A 16,604-nucleotide genomic window follows, 5' to 3' on the forward strand; every position below is an offset into this window, starting at 1 on the left:
GTGCGACACTCACAACTTGTCATCCATTCGGCTACCCGTTCTCGTTGGGTTCGGTGTCCGGCCTCGGGAGGTCCGAGGCGGTGATCTTCGTTCGAAAGGATCGAGCGAAGGCGGCAGTGGTCAGGGCCCTGTTCAGGCACTTCTCATCGGGGTGCACCCACGCACCACGTCCCGGCAGTGTCGCTGACACGTCGTGGACGACGGCGGGATGCTGATCGGGGCGGAACACGAAGCGTGTCAGCTCGTCCCGACCGGCCCTCTGCCTACAGGCGATGCACGTCCTTACGGGTCCATCACCAACATTCACAATGAATGATTCTACAGCACCGGCACCCCCGCTCGCGCCAAGGGGGGCCAGTGGTGCCGATCACTGCGAAAGGCTACTCGCCTGCGACGATGTCGATCTTCCACCCGGTGAGCTTGGCCGCCAGGCGGGCGTTCTGCCCTTCCTTGCCGATGGCCAGGGACAGCTGGTCGATGGGGACGACGGCACGGGATTCCTGCGCGGCGGCGTCGAGGATCTCGACGCTCTTGGCCTTGGCCGGGGACAGCGCGTGGGCGATGAACTTCGCCGGGTCGTCGGAGTAGTCGACGATGTCGATCTTCTCCTGGCCGAGTTCGTTCATCACCGCGCGCACACGTGAGCCGAGCTCGCCGATGCACGATCCCTTCGCGTTGACTCCCGGCTTCGTGGCGCGCACGGCGAGCTTCGTCCGGTGGCCGGCCTCGCGGGCCAGGGACACGATCTCGACGGTGCCGTCGGCGATCTCAGGGGCCTCATGGGCGAAGAGTCGGCGCACGAGGTTCGGGTGGGTGCGGGAGACGGTGACCGAGGTGCCCTTCGTGCCCTTGTGCACATCGGCGATGTAGACGCGCAGTCTGGTGCCGTGGGCGTAGGTCTCGCCGGGGACCTGTTCGTGCGGGGGCAGCACCGCCTCGACGTCGCCGATGTCGACCTGGACCATCTGCGGGTCCCGGCCCTGCTGGATGATGCCCGAGACGATCTCGCCCTCGCGGCCCTTGAACGTGCCGAGCAGGGTCTCGTCCTCGACATCGCGCAGCCGCTGGTGAATGACCTGTCGGGCGGTCTGGGCGGCGATGCGGCCGAAGCCGGTGGGAGTGTCGTCGAACTCGCCGATCGGGTTGTCGTCGTTGTCGAACTCCACGGCGAGGATGCGCACCTCACCGGTGGACTTGTCGAGTTCGGCACGGGCGTCGGGCCAGGCTCCTTCGGTCTTCTGGTAGGCGAGGAAGAGCGCCTGTTCGATGAGCTCGATGAGGGTTTCCAGCGGGATCTCACGCTCTCGTTCGATCACGCGCAGAACATTGAGGTCGATGTCCATGTCTAAGTCCTCTCTCGCTCAACCGAGCATTGAATTGTCTGTGTTCACTTATGCAGGCGTAACAGTCTATCCCAGTCCGCGCCCGCACTCTGTCCGTGCTGGGGCGACCTCGCCGCCGGCGGAGCGTGAGGTTCGCCTCAGCGGAACTTCAGTTCCACCTGGGCCTTGCGGATCTCGCCGAGGTCGACCGTCTTCGACTCCTTGCGCTGGGGGTCCGTGCCCGTGATCGAACTCTCCCCCACCTCGGCGAGGTCGAGCTTGAAGGTGTCCTTCTTCGTCGTGATCTCCAGGCGCCGGCCGATGACGCGTCGGAAGTGGCGGGGGGTCTCGAGCTTCCGGGTGGCACCGGGGCTCGTGACCTCGAGCTGATAGGGCTTGTCCCGGAAGATCTCGACCTCATCGAGGGCGTCGCCGACGATCTTCGTCGATTCGGCGATCTTCTCCATCGACATCGGATCGGTGCTCGATTCGTCGAGGTCGACGACGACGGTGAGCGTGCGCCGTGGTCCGGCAGCGACGGCTTTGACGGTCTCGAGGTGGAATCCCGCATCCTGCAGGGGCGGGGCGAGCAGGCCCTTGATCCGCTCGACGTCTTCGTCCATGTCTCCTCCATTTCTCTGGCCTCTCCCCTCGCCGAGGTGGGGCGCGGGGCCGGCGCACCGTGCACGTGTGCGACCGCCGTGTTCTCACCCACCCTAAGCGACAGGCGCCGTCGAGGTTAAGCCTTCGACCTGGTTCGGGCGTCCCGCGGCGTTGACGGGGCATCCGATAGGATTGCCGTATGCGTTTTCCCGTCAGTCGCCGCGGCCTGCTGACTGCCGGCGTCGGCGGGTTGAGCCTGGGCCTGCTCACCGCCTGCGGCTTGCGACTCGATCAGGATCCGGAGATCCCCACGCTGGATGCCACCCAGCAGCTGCGCGATCGTCTCGCCCGCATCTTCGACTCCGCCTCCCCCGGCGCAGGGGATCCCGAAACCGCTGGTGAGGACCTCGCCGCATTCGCTGCGGCGATCGGTCCCGAATGGAATCCGCCGACAGAATTCGCCACCGAAGCACCCCCGACCGAGGATGAACGGACCTTCGTCCAAGCCGCCGAGGTGGCCTCCCGCGCCGTCTTCGAGGCCTCGGCGTCCTTGGGATCGGGTCTCATTCCGGCCCTGGCCGATGTGGCCACGGGTCTGGCCCTGGTCGCCGGGGCCAAGAAGCCGGAGATCATCACCACCGCCGCCGAACTCATCCGTGCCGGGCGTGAGCAGCTCGACGGCTCGGACCGCGGCGATGAGTCGACGGCGTCGCCCAGCGCCACCGGCAAGGCCGACGCGGATGCTGGGACGAACGATTCCGAAAGCGAAGTGCCCGCGGGGCAGGCAGACATGTACAACGCGATCCTCAACCAGTCGCGGGCGGCCGCGTACGGCTATGAGCGGCTCGCCGTGAACTTCGACTCGAAGTCACACGAACGCACAGCTGCGCTGGCTCGGCTCGAATCCCTGGGGGCTCTGTCCGGGGAGATGCTCGAACGCCTCGGTGAGCACACGGCCGATCCGGCCGCCTCGGCGTGGAAGCTCGACCCCACCCCGACGGACGCGGACTCCGCGAAGGACCTCGCACTCTCCCTCGAGGACGGCATCGCGTCGGCACTTCTGCCCTGGTTGGAGGCGGACGCCTCGGCGATTCTGCGGCTGTGGGAATCGGCCCGGACACGGATGGCATTCGCCGATCCGCAGCCGCTGCGTTTCACCTACGACGAACCCGGGCAGGCGGAGGTGCACAAGTGAAGGTTCCACCGGTTCTCTACCGTGCGACGCGCGAGATCATCGGCGAATACCGCACCGATTCGTGGGTTGCGGCGCTCGACTATATGGCCAATGAGCTCCTCGACCGGTGGAAGCTGCGCTTCGACGACGTGCCCGGCGCCCCATGGGCCGGGTGCGAGTCCTTGGTGATTCCGGTGCTCACGCAGGAGAACTATCAGGGGGTGCTGCGGTTCGCGGCTCCCACCTCGGCGCATACGGCAGCGCATGCGCAGGTGCTGCGGGCGTTGAAGATGTGGAACGGGCACGGGGCGGTGCGGGTCATCCGGGATGATCGCAGCTTCCGGGTCACTCTGCAGGAGCGGCTGCGTACGAAGGACAATCTCTCGGTGCTTCCCTTAGCCGATGTGCCACCGGTCTGGGGTGCCCTGCAGCGGTCCCTGGAGATTCCGGCGACTTCGGAGTTCCTGCGCGTCCAGGATGTCGTGGCCGGGTGGCTGAACTCGTTCGATGCCGATGCCGCGCTGCTGACCGGGTGGTCGGAGGCGGGTCCGCACGATTCCCTGCTGCTGTCGTTCGCCCGCAATTGGATGCAGACCCTGGCCTCGTCGGATGAGAGCTGGCTCATCCATGCCGATCTGCACTACTACAACATCCTCGCCGGCAATCCCGATCCGACGGGCATCTCCACATGGAAGGCCATCGATCCGCAGCCCTTGGCCGGTCCGACGGCGTACACCTTGGCCCCGATCCTGTGGAACCGCCTGGCCGAGATCCCCTCGGATCATCCGCAGGCGCAGGCGGCGTGGCTGCGCGGCTTCGCCACGGACCTGGCGCTGTGTGCCGGCGTCGATCCGCAGTACGGGATGGGTGCGACCGTGGCTCGTGAGGTCACGAACATGTTCTGGTACCTGCGCGCAGCCTCCGGCGGGTCGAATTCGAGCCTGGCCGATGCGGCTCGTTCCCTGTGGGTGGCCCGCGCCCTGTCCGGCGCCGATGTCGCCGGAGTCAACGCCCACGCCCTCAAACCCATCGGCTGACCCCACTTGCTACCTGACGGCGGCTCAGCAACCTCGCGCGAGGTTGCTGAGCCGCCGTCAGGTAGCAATTAGTGGATGAGGGTGGCGATGACGTCGAAGCCGAGCTTGAGGATCAGCACGGAGACGACGATGACGAAGATGACACGGACGAACCCGGAGCCCCTCGCTAGCGCGGTGCGGGCGCCGAAGATTCCGCCGGTGACATTGCCGATGGCCACGACCACGCCCAGCAGCCAGACGACCTGACCGTCGGGGATGAAGTAGACGAGCGCTCCGAAGTTCGTCGCCCAGTTGATGACCTTCGCCGTCGCCGAGGCCTGCAGGAACGAGAATCCGATGATCGAGACGAAGGCGATGACGAGGAACGATCCCGTGCCCGGTCCGAGCACCCCGTCGTAGATGCCGATGACCAACCCGATCAGCCACGACAGGGCATGGTGGCGTTTCGACGTTTCCCCGAACCGCAGGGTGGCGTCGGCCCCGAGGCTCGGGTTGAGCACGGTGAAGATCCCGACCCCGATGAGCGCGACCAGGATGATCGGGGTGAACGCCTCAGCCGGCACCAAGGTCGCGAGCTTCGCCCCGAGCACGGCGCCCACGAACGCCGAGGCTGCGGCCGGGATCGTCGCGGACCGGTCCGGTGTGATCGTGCGCAGATAGGTGATCGCCGAGGCGGTCGTGCCCGCAATCGACCCGATCTTGTTCGTCGCGACCGCCTGGACGGGGCTCATCCCCGGCACGAGCAGCAGCGCGGGCAGCTGGATCAGCCCGCCCCCGCCGACGACGGCATCGATCCACCCGGCCAGAACTCCCGCGGCGAGCAGCCACAGGAGCATCGTCCAGGTGACGTCGATGCCTCCGGCGAGGGCGTCGAACACCGAGGCGGCTCAGGCGTTCTGGTCGGCGCTGACCGCCGCGTCGGCTGCGGCTGCGGCCTTCGCGTACGCCTCACGCACCCGTGCCACGGTGGCGGGGACCACCTCGGCGACGGGCTGGTCGGACTTCTCCCCGGCCAGACGGTCGCGGACCTCGACGACGCCGTCGGCCAGACCGCGACCGGCGACGATGACGGTGGGAATGCCGATGAGCTCGGCATCGGCGAACTTGAACCCGGGCGAGACCTTGTTGCGGTCGTCGAGCAGGACGCTGACACCTTCGGCTTCGAGTTCGGTCGTCATCTTCTCGGCGGCTGCGGCGATCTCCTCGCCCTTGCCGGCGACGATGATGTGCACATCGGCCGGGGCCAGGTGCTGCGGCCACAGGAGTCCGTCCTCGGAATGGTACTCCTCGGCGATACAGGCCATGACGCGGGTGACGCCGAGGCCGTAGGAGCCCATGGTCACGGTGGTCGCCTTGCCGTTCTGGTCGAGCACCTTGAGGTCGAGGGATTCGGCGTACTTGCGGCCGAGCTTGAAGATCTGACCGATCTCGACACCGCGGGCCAGCTCCAGCGGACCGGAGCCGTCCGGCGCCGGATCGCCGAGGACGACCTGGGCGGCTTCGATGGTGCCGTCGGCGGTGAAGTCGCGCCCGGCGACGAGGTCGAAGACGTGGCGGCCGGGCTCATTGGCGCCGGTGATCCAGCGGGTGCCGTCGACGACGCGGGGGTCGAGGAGGTAGCGGATCTTCGAGGCAGATTCGAGGCCGAGCACCGGCGCATCGAGGGAGTTGCCGGGTCCGATGTAGCCCTTGACGAGCTCCGGATGGGCGGCGAGATCCTCGGCGGTCGCGGCCTCGAGGTCGACCTCACCGTCGCCGAGCATTCCGGTGCCGGCGGCCCGGTCGAGGTCGACTTCACGGTCACCGGGCAGGCCGATGACGATGATCTCGCGGGTGCCGTCGGGGTGGGTGACGGCGCAGACGACGTTCTTCAGCGTGTCTGCGGCCGTCCATTCGCGATCGGAGCGCGGGTGCGATGCGTTCGCCGCGGCCACGAGGGTCTCGATCGTCGGGGTGTCCGGGGTGTCCTCGACATGCGCGGCCGGCGACTGCGAGTAGGGAATCGCCTCGGGCACAATCGAGGTCACGGCCTCGACGTTCGCGGCGTATCCGCCAGGCGACTTCACGAACGTGTCCTCGCCGACCTCGGAGGGGTAGATGAATTCTTCGGTTCCGGAGCCGCCCATGGCGCCCGGGGTCGCCTTGACCGGCAGGCACGGCAGGCCGAGGCGGGCGAAGGCCCGCAGGTAGGCCACGCGCATGGCCTCGTAGGAGGCGTCGAGTCCGGCGTCGTCGATGTCGAAGGAGTAGGCGTCCTTCATGATGAATTCGCGTCCGCGCAGCAGGCCGGCGCGGGGGCGGGCCTCGTCGCGGTATTTCGTCTGGATCTGGTAGATCGACAGCGGCAGGTCTTTGTACGAGGAGTAGAGGTCCTTGACCAGGAGGGTGAAGACCTCCTCATGGGTGGGCGCGAGGATGTAGTCGTTCTCGCGGCGATCCTTGAGATGGAAGAGATCAGGGCCGAAGGCCTCCCACCGGCCGGACTTCTTGTACGGATCGGCGGGCAGCAGCCCCGGGAAGTGGACTTCCTGGGAGCCGGCGAGCGCCATCTCTTCGCGCACGATCGCTTCGATCTTGCCCAGCACGGCCAGGCCCAACGGCAGCCACGTGTAGATTCCCGGCGCCGACCTGCGGATGTATCCGGCACGGTGCAGCAGTTTGTGGCTGGCCACCTCGGCGCCGACCGGGTCCTCCTTCTGGGTTCGCACGAACAGGGACGACATGCGCAGGGCCATGGGTAAATCTCCTCAACTTGTCAAGACTCAGATCGAACACTATCGCACGCGGGCGAAGCAGAGGGAATCGGTACGGGCGCGGATTCGTCACCTGGGGGAAGAGAATTAGACTGGGGGCTGCAGCACCGAAGTCCAGCACTGGTCGGGGCCGTCCGGTGCCCCGCCCGGTCCCCGCTGAAATGACGAGTCCGAACGATACGAAGAGCATGCCTGATCCCAGCCAACTCACGCAGTTCCCGCGGCCCTCGGTCGCGGTCGACACCGCGGTCCTCTGCCCCGTGCCCGGCCGCGGCCTGCATGTTCTCATGACCCATCCCGGCGACGGGGTGTGGCAGCTGCCCGGGTCGATTCTGCGTCCGCAGGAACGCCTCGCCGAGGCCGTCGCCCGCTGTCTGCGTGAGAAGGCCCGGCTGGTCGACCGCGCCCCCGTACAGCTGCACGTGTTCGACCAGCCCGACCGTGATGATCGCGGCTGGGTGATCTCCGTGGCCCATCTCGATGTGCTCTCCGCCGCCGACGTCGGGCTCGCCGAGGATGACACCCCCACCGAGGCGGCCGTGCCGGATGCTGCGACCGAGGGAGCCCAGACGTCCCCCACCGAGGCAGCCCTCCCCGAGGCCGCCGACCCTGAGTCTGCGGAGTCGGATTCCGATCACCCGGACTCCCCCGTCCACAGCAGGAAGCTCGTGCCCGTCCACGACGTTCATGAGCTCAGTGCCGAACATCAGGAGATCGTGCGCGTGGCCGTGCACCGCCTGCGGGCCTTTCACGAGCGCACCCCGGATCCTTTCGGGCTGTTGGAGAAGGAGTTCTCGCTGCGGCAGCTGCGCGAACTCCATGAGATCGTCGCCGGGGAGAGCCTGCAGGCCGATACGTTCCGTCGCACCATGCTGCCTCTGCTCGATCCCACCGGGGAGGCCGTCAGCCAGGGGCGAGGACGTCCGGCGCAGACATTCACCCGACGGTCGGCTCTGGCGCTGCGTGCCGACACCCGGATCCAGTCCCCCGACGATGCCTCTGCCGGCGTGCACTCATCGGTCACGCACACTGCCGATACCCGCCCTGCCGGCCCGAATTCTCCGGACGGTCTTCGCTGATGACCGAGATCAACCGAAATGCGGTCAAGCACATGCGCGTCGACGTATGGCTGTGGACGACGCGGATGTTCAAGACCCGCAACCTCGCCACTCAGGCGTGTCGTGGCGGACATGTGCAGGTCGACGGTCAGCGGGTCAAGGCCGCGCAGAAAGTAACGATCGGCCAAGAGGTGCGGGTGCGCAAGGCCGGGTCCGAGTTCATCTGGAAGATCACCGGGTTCATCCCCACCCGGATGCAGGCCTCCATCGCCGTACAGTGCTATGAGGACCTCACTCCCCCGCCCGATCCCGCGCTGCGCGGCTTCGTGCCCCGACGCGACAAAGGGCTGGGGCGTCCGACGAAGAAGGACCGCCGGGAGATGGAGAAGTTCCTCGGCGATCTGGCCAAGCCCCGGTCGCGCAACCGCCGCGACTGATCCGCCGACAGCTCACCGCGGCGTCGTCCCCACCCGCCGAGAGCTCAAGTTACCGCCGACCGCTCACCGCATAACGTGATACAGCGACGGTAACTCGAGCGGTCGGTGACATCACCCGAAAGGTCAGTACATGATGGTGGCGAAGGTGCCGACCTGTTCGAAGCCGACACGGGCGTACATGCGCAGCGCCGTCTCGTTGTAGTCATTGGCATACAGGCTCACCGTGGAATGGCCTTTGTCACGGGTGCGCTGGACGACTGCGGCCATGCCCGCGGCCCCGAGCCCCTGATTGCGCACCGCGGGATGGACCCATACCCCTTGGACCTGGACGATGCGGCGGGCACGGATGCCGATATCGGCCTTGAACAGCACCTGTTCGTCCTGCTCTTCGGCCGGCCACCTCGGCACCGCGCCTCCTTGGGGCAGGGTCGCAGAGATCCGGGCATAGCAGTTCTTGCCTCGGATGATCCCGCGCACCCGCGAGAGGTATCCGGCGGTGCCGTCCTCAATCGGTGAGAATCCGACCTCTTTGGTGAACATGTCGACGCTGGCGGGAAACACCGCACCCAGGTCGTCGAGGGTCACCCGATGCACGTGCTCGTCGGGGGTGACCTGAGGGTCGGAGCTGATGGCCAGCAGAGGCTGCCGTTCGCGCACTCCCCGCGGACGCCCCCAATTGAGTCGCTGCTGGAGGTCGAGGATGACCGACCGGTTGCCGATGAGTGAGCAGGACACGCGCCCGTCGGCATTGAGCTTGCGGGCAAGCACCTCGTTCGTCGCCGGAGTCGCCGCAACCGGGATGATGTTGCCGCCCACCCAGTAGGCGGCGACGGGACGGTCACCGTCGAAGATTCCGTACAGCGTGCCGGCCGGGGAGCCCAAGCGGGCCGTACCTGTAACTTCGAGCAGGGAGATGAGGTAGACGTTCTCGCAGGGGTTGCGCGCAAGCAGGTCCGTCAGCCACCGGGTGTGCTGATGTTCCAGTCGTGCGATCCTCAGCGCCATGTGCCCCTGAACTCTTTCTCAGCCATCAGCATGGGCCAATGGGTGGACCATGTATCTGTTCGTCCTCACAAGGTATCGCACCTACCCGACGGTGACTTCAGGCGGCCCCGACGCAGCACCGGAGGACTGCCCCGCAGCCTCCTCGGCGATCCGGTTGGCCTCGTGGATGAGGGTCTCGACGATCTCGGATTCGGGCACGGTTCGGATGACCTCGCCCTTGACGAAGATCTGCCCCTTGCCGTTGCCGCTGGCCACACCGAGATCGGCGTCTCGGGCCTCACCGGGGCCGTTGACCACACACCCCATGACGGCCACCCGCAGCGGCACCTCCATGCCTTCGAGTCCGGCGGTGACGCGTTCGGCGAGCGTGTACACGTCGACCTGCGCACGCCCGCAGGACGGGCAGGAGACGATCTCGAGCTTCCGGGGCCGCAGGTTGAGGGATTCGAGGATCTGGTTGCCGACCTTGACCTCCTCGGCCGGAGGAGCTGACAAGGAGACGCGGATGGTGTCCCCGATGCCTTCGGCCAGCAGGTGTCCGAAGGCGGTGGCGGATTTGATCGTGCCCTGGAAGGCGGGCCCCGCCTCGGTGACGCCGAGATGCAACGGCCAATCGCCGCGCTCGGCCAGCAGCTCGTAGGCGCGGACCATGATCACCGGGTCATGGTGTTTGACGGAGATCTTGAAGTCATAGAATCCGTGTTCTTCGAACAGGGACGCCTCCCACAGGGCGGATTCGACGAGCGCTTCGGGCGTGGCTCTGCCGTATTTGTCCATCAGCCGTCTGTCGAGGGAGCCGGCGTTGACGCCGATGCGGATGGACACGCCCGCCTCGGCGGCGGCCTTCGAGATCTCTCTGACCTGGTCGTCGAACTTGCGGATGTTTCCGGGGTTGACGCGCACTCCCGCACAGCCGGCGTCGATGGCAGCGAAGACGTATTTGGGTTGGAAGTGGATGTCGGCGATGACGGGGATCTGGGATTTGCCGGCGATGATCGGCAGGGCCGCGGCGTCGTCGGCGGTGGGACAGGCCACGCGCACGATATCGCAGCCGGCGGCAGTGAGTTCGGCGATCTGCTGCAGGGTGCCGTTGATGTCCGTCGTCTGCGTCGTCGTCATCGACTGCACGCTCACCGGGGATTCGGACCCGACGCCCACTTTTCCGACGTTGATCTGCCTCGTCTTCCTCCGCGGAGCGAGCACGGGAGGCGGCGGTGCGGGCATTCCGAGATTGACCGATGTCACGAAGGATCCCTTCAGTCAGGCTGGTGACCAGCCACAATGTCCGAGCCGGCGCCGATGCGGGACCCGGATTGTGCGAACCATCACCATTGTAGGACCTCGCACTGACACAGAGCTGTCCGTCCGCGCGGCGCACCCCGTGCCTGTCCGCAGGGCGCGACCCGTGCCTGTCCGCGGGGCGCACCCAGTGACACACGACTTCGGCCGCACCGCTTCCGCGTCCGACTGCCCCGCACTTGTGTCACCGGCTGACGGTAGTGTGAAGGTGACCTGACATCGGCACGAAGGAGCAGCCCTGTGAGCACACCCGGATTCGTCGAACCCGATGTCGAGGCGATGTCTGCGGCTCTCGATGCCGAAGCACAGCAGCTCGACGACCAGGGTGGATCCCTGGCGTGGGGAATCTTTCGCCGAGGCGGCCCTGCCCGAACCGTCAACGCCGACGTTCCGTACCGGATCGCTTCGATGACGAAGTCCTTCACGGCCGCGGCCATCGGGGTCCTCGCCGCCGACGGACTCGATCTCGACGCTCCCTTCTCTGTCCTGCTCCCCGAGTTGGCCGACACGGCCATCGCCGACCGCACCTGCCGGCAGGCCCTGACGATGAGCACCGGTTTCACGAAGGACGACCCGTGGGCCGACCGGATGGAGGCGATGACTCCGGCCGAGCTCACCGAATGGCTGCACAGAGGCGCCATCGCCTGCGCCCCAGCCGACACCGGCTATGAGTATTCGAACCTCGGCTATGCGCTTCTCGGCATGGTCGCCGAGGCGGTCACAGGCAGGGCGTTCACCGAACTCGTGTCCGCGGAGATCGTCGATCCCCTGAAACTCACTCGCACCGGTTTCGACCACACCGACTTCCCGGACCTGGCGCCCGGTCACCGAGTCGATCTGGGCGGTGGCCTCCACCCGGCCGAACTCACCGGGCCCGGGGTCTTCTCCCCCATCGGCGGGATCATCTCCACCGTGAACGACATCGGCACATGGATGGGCGCGCATCTCGACGCCCTTGACCGCGTGGACTCCTACGCTCCCGGGTCCCTGTCGCGGATACTGACCGACGACCAGCAGCCACGACGGACCATGGAGATCCAGACGAGCGACTATCACGCGGAGACTCTCAGCTACGGGTATGGACTCGAAACTCGCTTGGACACGCGCTTGGGCCGCGTCGTCTGTCACTCCGGAGGCTACCCCGGGTACGGCTCACATATGCGCTGGTTCCCCGACCTGGGGCTGAGCCTGGTCGTCCTCGGCAACACCACGTACTATCCGGCGCAGCGGGTCGTCCAAGACGCGCTCGACCTCGGCTGGGCGGCAGCCACAGGACACCACGGCATAAGGCTGGAACGGCGGGCCACCTCGGGGCCGGTGCCCCGCTGCCCCGCAGGCCGAGCCCAGATCGACACCGTGATGGCCGCAGCGAACCTCGTCAACGACTTCGACGACACCGTCGCCGAGGCGATCTTCGGGGTGAACATGGACCTCGACGAGCCCCGTGACGAGCGGCGGGAGCGCTTCGCCCGGTGGCGGGCGGAGAAGCAGCTCGACCGTCCCCTCGCCGAGGCGGACCTCGAGATGGTCTCCCCGCTGCGCGGAGTGGTCACGGTGCCGGGCACAGCAGATGAGAACGCGACGATCACGGTCGGGCTCAATCACCTCGGCGAGGTGCAGGCGATCACCCTCAGTTCCTGAGTTCGACAGCCCGCGCCGGCCCGTGAATCCACTCGCCCGAGCGTCCCATGAGCCCACTCTGCCAGCCCGGACCGGATTACCTGCCGGCGCAGTCCGGCCTACCCGCCGGAGCGGCCCGACCTACCCGCCGGAGTTGAAGATCGCGTCGAGGGTGATGGGTTTGACGAGGTCGACGTAGACGAGCAGCGCCGTCATGCACAGCATCAGTCCGATGCAAACATACGTCAGCGGCAGCAGTTTGGCCGTGTCGAAGGGACCGACCAGCCCGCGTCCGCGCCACCGGTTGATTCGGCGGCGCGCACCTTCGTAGAGGCCCACGGCGATGTGTCCGCCGTCGAGGGGCAGCAACGGGATCATGTTGAACGCGAAGAGGAAGATGTTGAGCGAGCCGAGCATGCCCAGCCCCATCTGCGCCTTGTCGACGACGTCGATCTGGTCGGTGGACACGATCTCACCGGCGATGCGGCCGACGCCCACCATGCCGACGAGTCCCTCGGCATCGCGGTCCTTCGTCCCGACGGCCACCTCGCCGATATCGACGAGTTTGACCGGCAGCGTCAGGATCGCATGGAAGACTCCCGAGACCTGGTCCCACACGGCGCCGGGGAACTCAGCGAGCGGCAGGGACTGGCGTTCCTGCACCGGTCCGACGCCGAAGAATCCTTGGGTCTCGGTCTGTGGAGTCCCGTCCGGGTTGAGCATGGTCTTGCCCGCGTCGTCGACCTTCGGCCGTTCGGTGGCGATGATCGGCACCGTCACCGTCTGGGCCTGACCGTCGCGGATGAAGTCGACGTCGACACGTTCGCCGGCATGGTCCTTGATGACCGAGGACAGCTGGTCCCAGTCCTTCGTCTCGACGCCGGCGATCGCGGTGATCTCGTCACCCGGTCTGATCCCGGCCTCCCACGCGGGGGTGAGCTGATCGTCGTCACGGCAGGTGTTCTGCTCCGAGGCGGGACGCTGCTGCGCTTCTGAGGCGGGCACCGCACATTCGACGACGGTCTGGACGGTCGTCGTCGGAGTGATCACACCGATGCCCAGCAGCGAGATCGCCATGATGAGGATGCCCAGGACGAGGTTGACCAAGGGGCCCGAGAACATGACGACGAGGCGTTTGGGCACGCTGAGCGCATAGAACGTCCGGTGCTCCTCCCCCGGCTCGATCTCCTGATTCGAGAACTCCCGGGCATCGGCCATCGTGTCCTCGAACAGCCGCCCCTTCCGTTTCTTCCGGTCCCGACGCAGCGGTGCAACATCACCGTCATCCGTCCCTTCGCCGAGGCGGCCCGCCGTTTCGTTGTCCGTTGAGTCAAGCGCCCCGTCCGGTTCGCCGAGGCGGCCCGCCGTTCCGTCGACCCCGCCGTCGACGACGATGCCGGCGGCACCGCCTCTCTGTCCAGCGGCGGCTGTCTCATGGCGGGACTTCGTGGCTTCTTCCGGCGGGTACATTCCCGGCATCGCGATGAACCCGCCGAGGGGGAACGCTTTGATGCCGTATTCGGTCTCACCGCGGCGGAAGGAGAACAGGGTAGGTCCGAAGCCGACCATATAGTGCGTGACTTTGACTCCGAACTTCTTCGCCGGAGTGAGGTGGCCGAGTTCGTGCAGCGCAATCGAGATCGAGATGCCGATGAGGAACAGGATGATCCCGACGATGTAGAGCACAACGGTCATCGGCGGCCCCCCTTCTGTTCGGCGACATCAGCGCGAGCGAAGTCCCTGGCCCAGGCGTCGGCGGCCAGCACGGTCTCCACCGTGTGTTCGGCCGCCGGTTCGTGAGCGGCCAGAGCCCGGGCCAGACCTTTGTCGATTCCGGTGAAGGCGATGTCACCGGCGATGAACGCGGCGACGAGTTCCTCATTGGCGGCGTTGAGCACCGCCGGGTAGCTGCGTCCCTTCTTACCGGCGTCGATGGCCAGGCCGAGCGCGGGAAAGGCGAGATGGTTGACCGGTTCGAACGACCAGTGCATGGGCTGACCCCAATTGTGCGGCACGGCGCCCGAGGTCAATCGCTTCGTCGTTCCGTCGTCCTGGGTGCCCAGAGCATAGGAGATCGGCAGGCGCATATCCGGTGGGGAGATCTGCGCGATCGTCGAGGCGTCGCTGAACTCGACCATCGAATGGATCTGCGACTGCGGATGCACGACGACTTCGATGTGGTCGAAGTCGATGTCGAAGAGCAGGTGGGCTTCGATGACTTCGAGGCCTTTGTTGACCAGGGTCGCCGAGTTGATGGTGATCATCGACCCCATCGACCATGTGGGATGGTTGAGCGCCTGGGCGGGAGTGACCCGACGCAGGGCATCGCGGGTCATTCCGCGGAACGGTCCGCCCGACGCGGTGATGATGAGCTTGCTGACTTCCCCATGCGTGCCGGCGCGCAGCGCCTGGGCGATGGCGGAGTGCTCACTGTCGACCGGCACCAGCCGGGCCCCGGAGGCACGAGCGGCGTCGAGGACGATGGACCCGCCGATGATGAGGGATTCCTTGTTCGCCAGGGCCACATCCGTGCCACGCTCGAGAGCGGCCAGGGTCGCGCCGAGACCGGCGGCACCGGTGATCGCGTTGAGGACCATGTCCGCGGTCAAGCTTGCGACCGCCTCGGCGGCGTCGTCACCGAGGTGGATGGCGTCGACGGGATCGGCGATCCCCCGATCGGCAGCCAACTCGGTCAGTCGCGCACGCACCTCGGTCTCTCCTCCGGCGGGAGGCGTGGTGAGCCCGATGACGGGAACGTGGAAATCGAGGGCCTGCTCGATCAGAAGGTCGAGCTGGGAACCGGCGGCCAAGCCGACGATCGCGTGCTCGTCCCGGTGTTCGGCAAGGACGTCAAGGGCCTGGGTGCCGACCGAACCGGTTGAGCCGACTACAATGAAACCACGTTTACTCACGCCAACCGATGATGCCAAAGTTCTCTGGGAAATGACTCGACACGTTCTCGTGTGTCGCTTCGATCTCCACCCAGGGAGCCGCGGAAATCTTGTGGTTCGGATGCGCCGGTTGTCCACCGCGCTCCGGTGAAACAGTGAGTGAGAAGAATCAATGGCGAAAGAGATGGATATGAGCAAGACGCTGAGCCCTGACGACATTCTTGGATTGGATTCGGTCTTCGAATCCGATGACCTCGAATTCGCGTCGATCGTGAAGAAGTGGCTGGACGAGAACGTCCGGGAGAAGATCGGCGACTACTTCCTCGACGCCACCATCCCCGCTCGCGAACTGGCCGAAGGGCTCGGCGAGCTCGGTCTGTTGGGCATGCACCTCGACGGCTACGGCTGCGGCGGATCGACGGCGACTCAGTACGGACTCGCCTGCCGGGAGCTCGAAGCCGTCGACTCCGGTCTGCGGTCGCTGGTGTCCGTGCAGGGGTCGCTGGCGATGTTCGCCATCCACCACTGGGGATCGGAAGCACAGAAGGAAGAATGGCTGCCGAAGATGGCCGCCGGCAAAGCCATCGGCTGCTTCGGCCTGACCGAGCCCGATGTCGGCTCCGACCCGTCGGGGATGAAGACGACCGCGAAGAAGGACGGATCCGACTGGATCCTCAACGGCGCGAAGATGTGGATCACGAACTCCCCGGTCTCCGACGTCATGGTCGTCTGGGCCAAGACCGAGGAGGTCGACGACAAGGGCAAGAACGTCGTCCGCGGCTTCGTCGTCCCCTCGACCACCGAGGGTGTGCAGACCCCGGAGATCCACCGCAAGATCTCGCTGCGCGCATCCATCACCGGTGAGATCGTCCTCGACAACGTCCGTCTGCCCGAGGATGCGATGCTGCCGAAGGCCAAAGGACTCAAGGGACCCCTGTCCTGCCTGTCCGAGGCTCGCTACGGAATCGTCTTCGGTGTCACCGGCGCGGCCCGTGATGCCCTGCTCTCCGCACTGGAGTACACCGGCACCCGTGTGCAGTTCGATCGTCCTCTGGCCTCCTTCCAGATCACTCAGCAGAAGTTGGCGAAGGCCTTCGGCCAGTATTCGCAGATCACTCTGCTCGCTGCGCATCTGGGCAAGCTCAAGGACTCCGAGAAGGGTGTGCGCCCGGAGCAGATCAGCCTGGGCAAGATGGTCAACGTCGATACCGCGATGAATGTCTGCCGTGACCTGCGCGCCCTGTTCGGCGGGTCGGGCATCACGAGCGAATACCCGCCGCTGCGTCACGCGGTCAACCTCGAGACCGTGCTCACCTACGAAGGCACCCATGAGGTGCACCAGCTGACCCTGGGTCGGACGATGACCGGGATCAACGCCTTCGCGAACTGAACCTCAATTCCAGGG

General features: G+C 66.4%; 15 protein-coding genes. 6 read left to right on the forward strand and 9 right to left on the reverse strand.

Annotated elements, in window-relative coordinates:
* Window positions 1–31 precede the first annotated feature (31 nt).
* The 3 genes from QYM46_RS11815 to rimP all read right to left on the reverse strand — a co-directional run bounded on the left by QYM46_RS11815 (window position 32) and on the right by rimP (window position 1,945).
* A complete protein-coding gene (locus tag QYM46_RS11815) occupies window positions 32–307 on the reverse strand; it encodes a YlxR family protein (RefSeq protein ID WP_025777283.1) in 276 nt (91 codons plus the stop codon).
* 73 nt (window positions 308–380) lie between these two features.
* The gene (gene nusA, locus QYM46_RS11820) at window positions 381–1,343 is read right to left on the reverse strand and encodes a transcription termination factor NusA (protein WP_432789083.1); all 963 of its coding nucleotides are present in this window, start codon (window positions 1,341–1,343) and stop codon (window positions 381–383) included.
* A gap of 137 nt (window positions 1,344–1,480) precedes the next feature.
* Window positions 1,481–1,945, reverse strand: a complete 465-nt coding sequence (rimP, locus tag QYM46_RS11825) for a ribosome maturation factor RimP (protein ID WP_169252659.1) — start codon at window positions 1,943–1,945, stop codon at window positions 1,481–1,483.
* 179 nt (window positions 1,946–2,124) lie between these two features.
* Between rimP and QYM46_RS11830 the strand changes: the two genes are divergently transcribed.
* Both QYM46_RS11830 and QYM46_RS11835 read left to right on the forward strand, forming a co-directional pair.
* Window positions 2,125–3,120 carry a hypothetical protein gene (locus tag QYM46_RS11830; protein ID WP_432789084.1) on the forward strand — a complete coding sequence of 332 codons (996 nt, stop codon included), beginning with the start codon at window positions 2,125–2,127 and terminating at the stop codon, window positions 3,118–3,120.
* Window positions 3,117–4,136 carry an aminoglycoside phosphotransferase family protein gene (locus tag QYM46_RS11835; protein ID WP_432789085.1) on the forward strand — a complete coding sequence of 340 codons (1,020 nt, stop codon included), beginning with the start codon at window positions 3,117–3,119 and terminating at the stop codon, window positions 4,134–4,136. Before QYM46_RS11830 ends, QYM46_RS11835 begins: the two co-directional genes overlap by 4 nt.
* Window positions 4,137–4,204: 68 nt before the next feature.
* Here QYM46_RS11835 and QYM46_RS11840 read toward each other — a convergent pair whose 3' ends face one another.
* Both QYM46_RS11840 and QYM46_RS11845 read right to left on the reverse strand, forming a co-directional pair.
* Window positions 4,205–4,972 (reverse strand): TSUP family transporter, encoded by a 768-nt coding sequence (locus tag QYM46_RS11840; protein WP_169253897.1) that lies wholly within the window; start codon window positions 4,970–4,972, stop codon window positions 4,205–4,207.
* Between the two features lie 51 nt (window positions 4,973–5,023).
* Window positions 5,024–6,871, reverse strand: coding sequence for a proline--tRNA ligase (locus QYM46_RS11845; RefSeq protein WP_432789086.1), 1,848 nt, complete (start codon window positions 6,869–6,871; stop codon window positions 5,024–5,026).
* A 206-nt stretch (window positions 6,872–7,077) separates the two neighbouring features.
* Between QYM46_RS11845 and QYM46_RS11850 the strand changes: the two genes are divergently transcribed.
* Window positions 7,078–7,968: an NUDIX hydrolase gene (locus tag QYM46_RS11850; RefSeq protein ID WP_248278915.1), complete on the forward strand. Its 891-nt coding sequence runs from the start codon at window positions 7,078–7,080 to the stop codon at window positions 7,966–7,968.
* Window positions 7,968–8,384: an RNA-binding S4 domain-containing protein gene (locus QYM46_RS11855; RefSeq protein WP_432789087.1), complete on the forward strand. Its 417-nt coding sequence runs from the start codon at window positions 7,968–7,970 to the stop codon at window positions 8,382–8,384. Before QYM46_RS11850 ends, QYM46_RS11855 begins: the two co-directional genes overlap by 1 nt.
* Before the next feature lie 123 nt (window positions 8,385–8,507).
* Here the strand turns inward: QYM46_RS11855 and QYM46_RS11860 are convergent, their stop codons facing one another.
* The gene (locus QYM46_RS11860; protein ID WP_432789088.1) at window positions 8,508–9,389 is read right to left on the reverse strand and encodes a GNAT family N-acetyltransferase; all 882 of its coding nucleotides are present in this window, start codon (window positions 9,387–9,389) and stop codon (window positions 8,508–8,510) included.
* Between the two features lie 81 nt (window positions 9,390–9,470).
* Entirely contained in the window at window positions 9,471–10,634 is a 1,164-nt protein-coding gene (gene ispG, locus QYM46_RS11865) for a flavodoxin-dependent (E)-4-hydroxy-3-methylbut-2-enyl-diphosphate synthase (RefSeq protein ID WP_169252665.1), read from the reverse strand.
* 294 nt (window positions 10,635–10,928) lie between these two features.
* Between ispG and QYM46_RS11870 the strand changes: the two genes are divergently transcribed.
* Window positions 10,929–12,329 carry a serine hydrolase domain-containing protein gene (locus tag QYM46_RS11870; protein WP_432789089.1) on the forward strand — a complete coding sequence of 467 codons (1,401 nt, stop codon included), beginning with the start codon at window positions 10,929–10,931 and terminating at the stop codon, window positions 12,327–12,329.
* Between the two features lie 120 nt (window positions 12,330–12,449).
* Here the strand turns inward: QYM46_RS11870 and QYM46_RS11875 are convergent, their stop codons facing one another.
* Window positions 12,450–14,003, reverse strand: a complete 1,554-nt coding sequence (locus tag QYM46_RS11875; RefSeq protein WP_432789090.1) for a M50 family metallopeptidase — start codon at window positions 14,001–14,003, stop codon at window positions 12,450–12,452.
* The gene (gene dxr, locus QYM46_RS11880; protein WP_432789091.1) at window positions 14,000–15,220 is read right to left on the reverse strand and encodes a 1-deoxy-D-xylulose-5-phosphate reductoisomerase; all 1,221 of its coding nucleotides are present in this window, start codon (window positions 15,218–15,220) and stop codon (window positions 14,000–14,002) included. The genes QYM46_RS11875 and dxr overlap by 4 nt, the downstream gene beginning before the upstream one ends.
* Before the next feature lie 169 nt (window positions 15,221–15,389).
* Here dxr and QYM46_RS11885 point away from each other — a divergent pair, with 169 nt between their 5' ends.
* The gene (locus QYM46_RS11885) at window positions 15,390–16,589 is read left to right on the forward strand and encodes an acyl-CoA dehydrogenase family protein (RefSeq protein ID WP_432789092.1); all 1,200 of its coding nucleotides are present in this window, start codon (window positions 15,390–15,392) and stop codon (window positions 16,587–16,589) included.
* Window positions 16,590–16,604: the final 15 nt, after the last annotated feature.

Source organism: Brevibacterium sp. K11IcPPYGO002 (assembly GCF_050920635.1).
Taxonomy (GTDB): Bacteria; Actinomycetota; Actinomycetes; order Actinomycetales; family Brevibacteriaceae; genus Brevibacterium.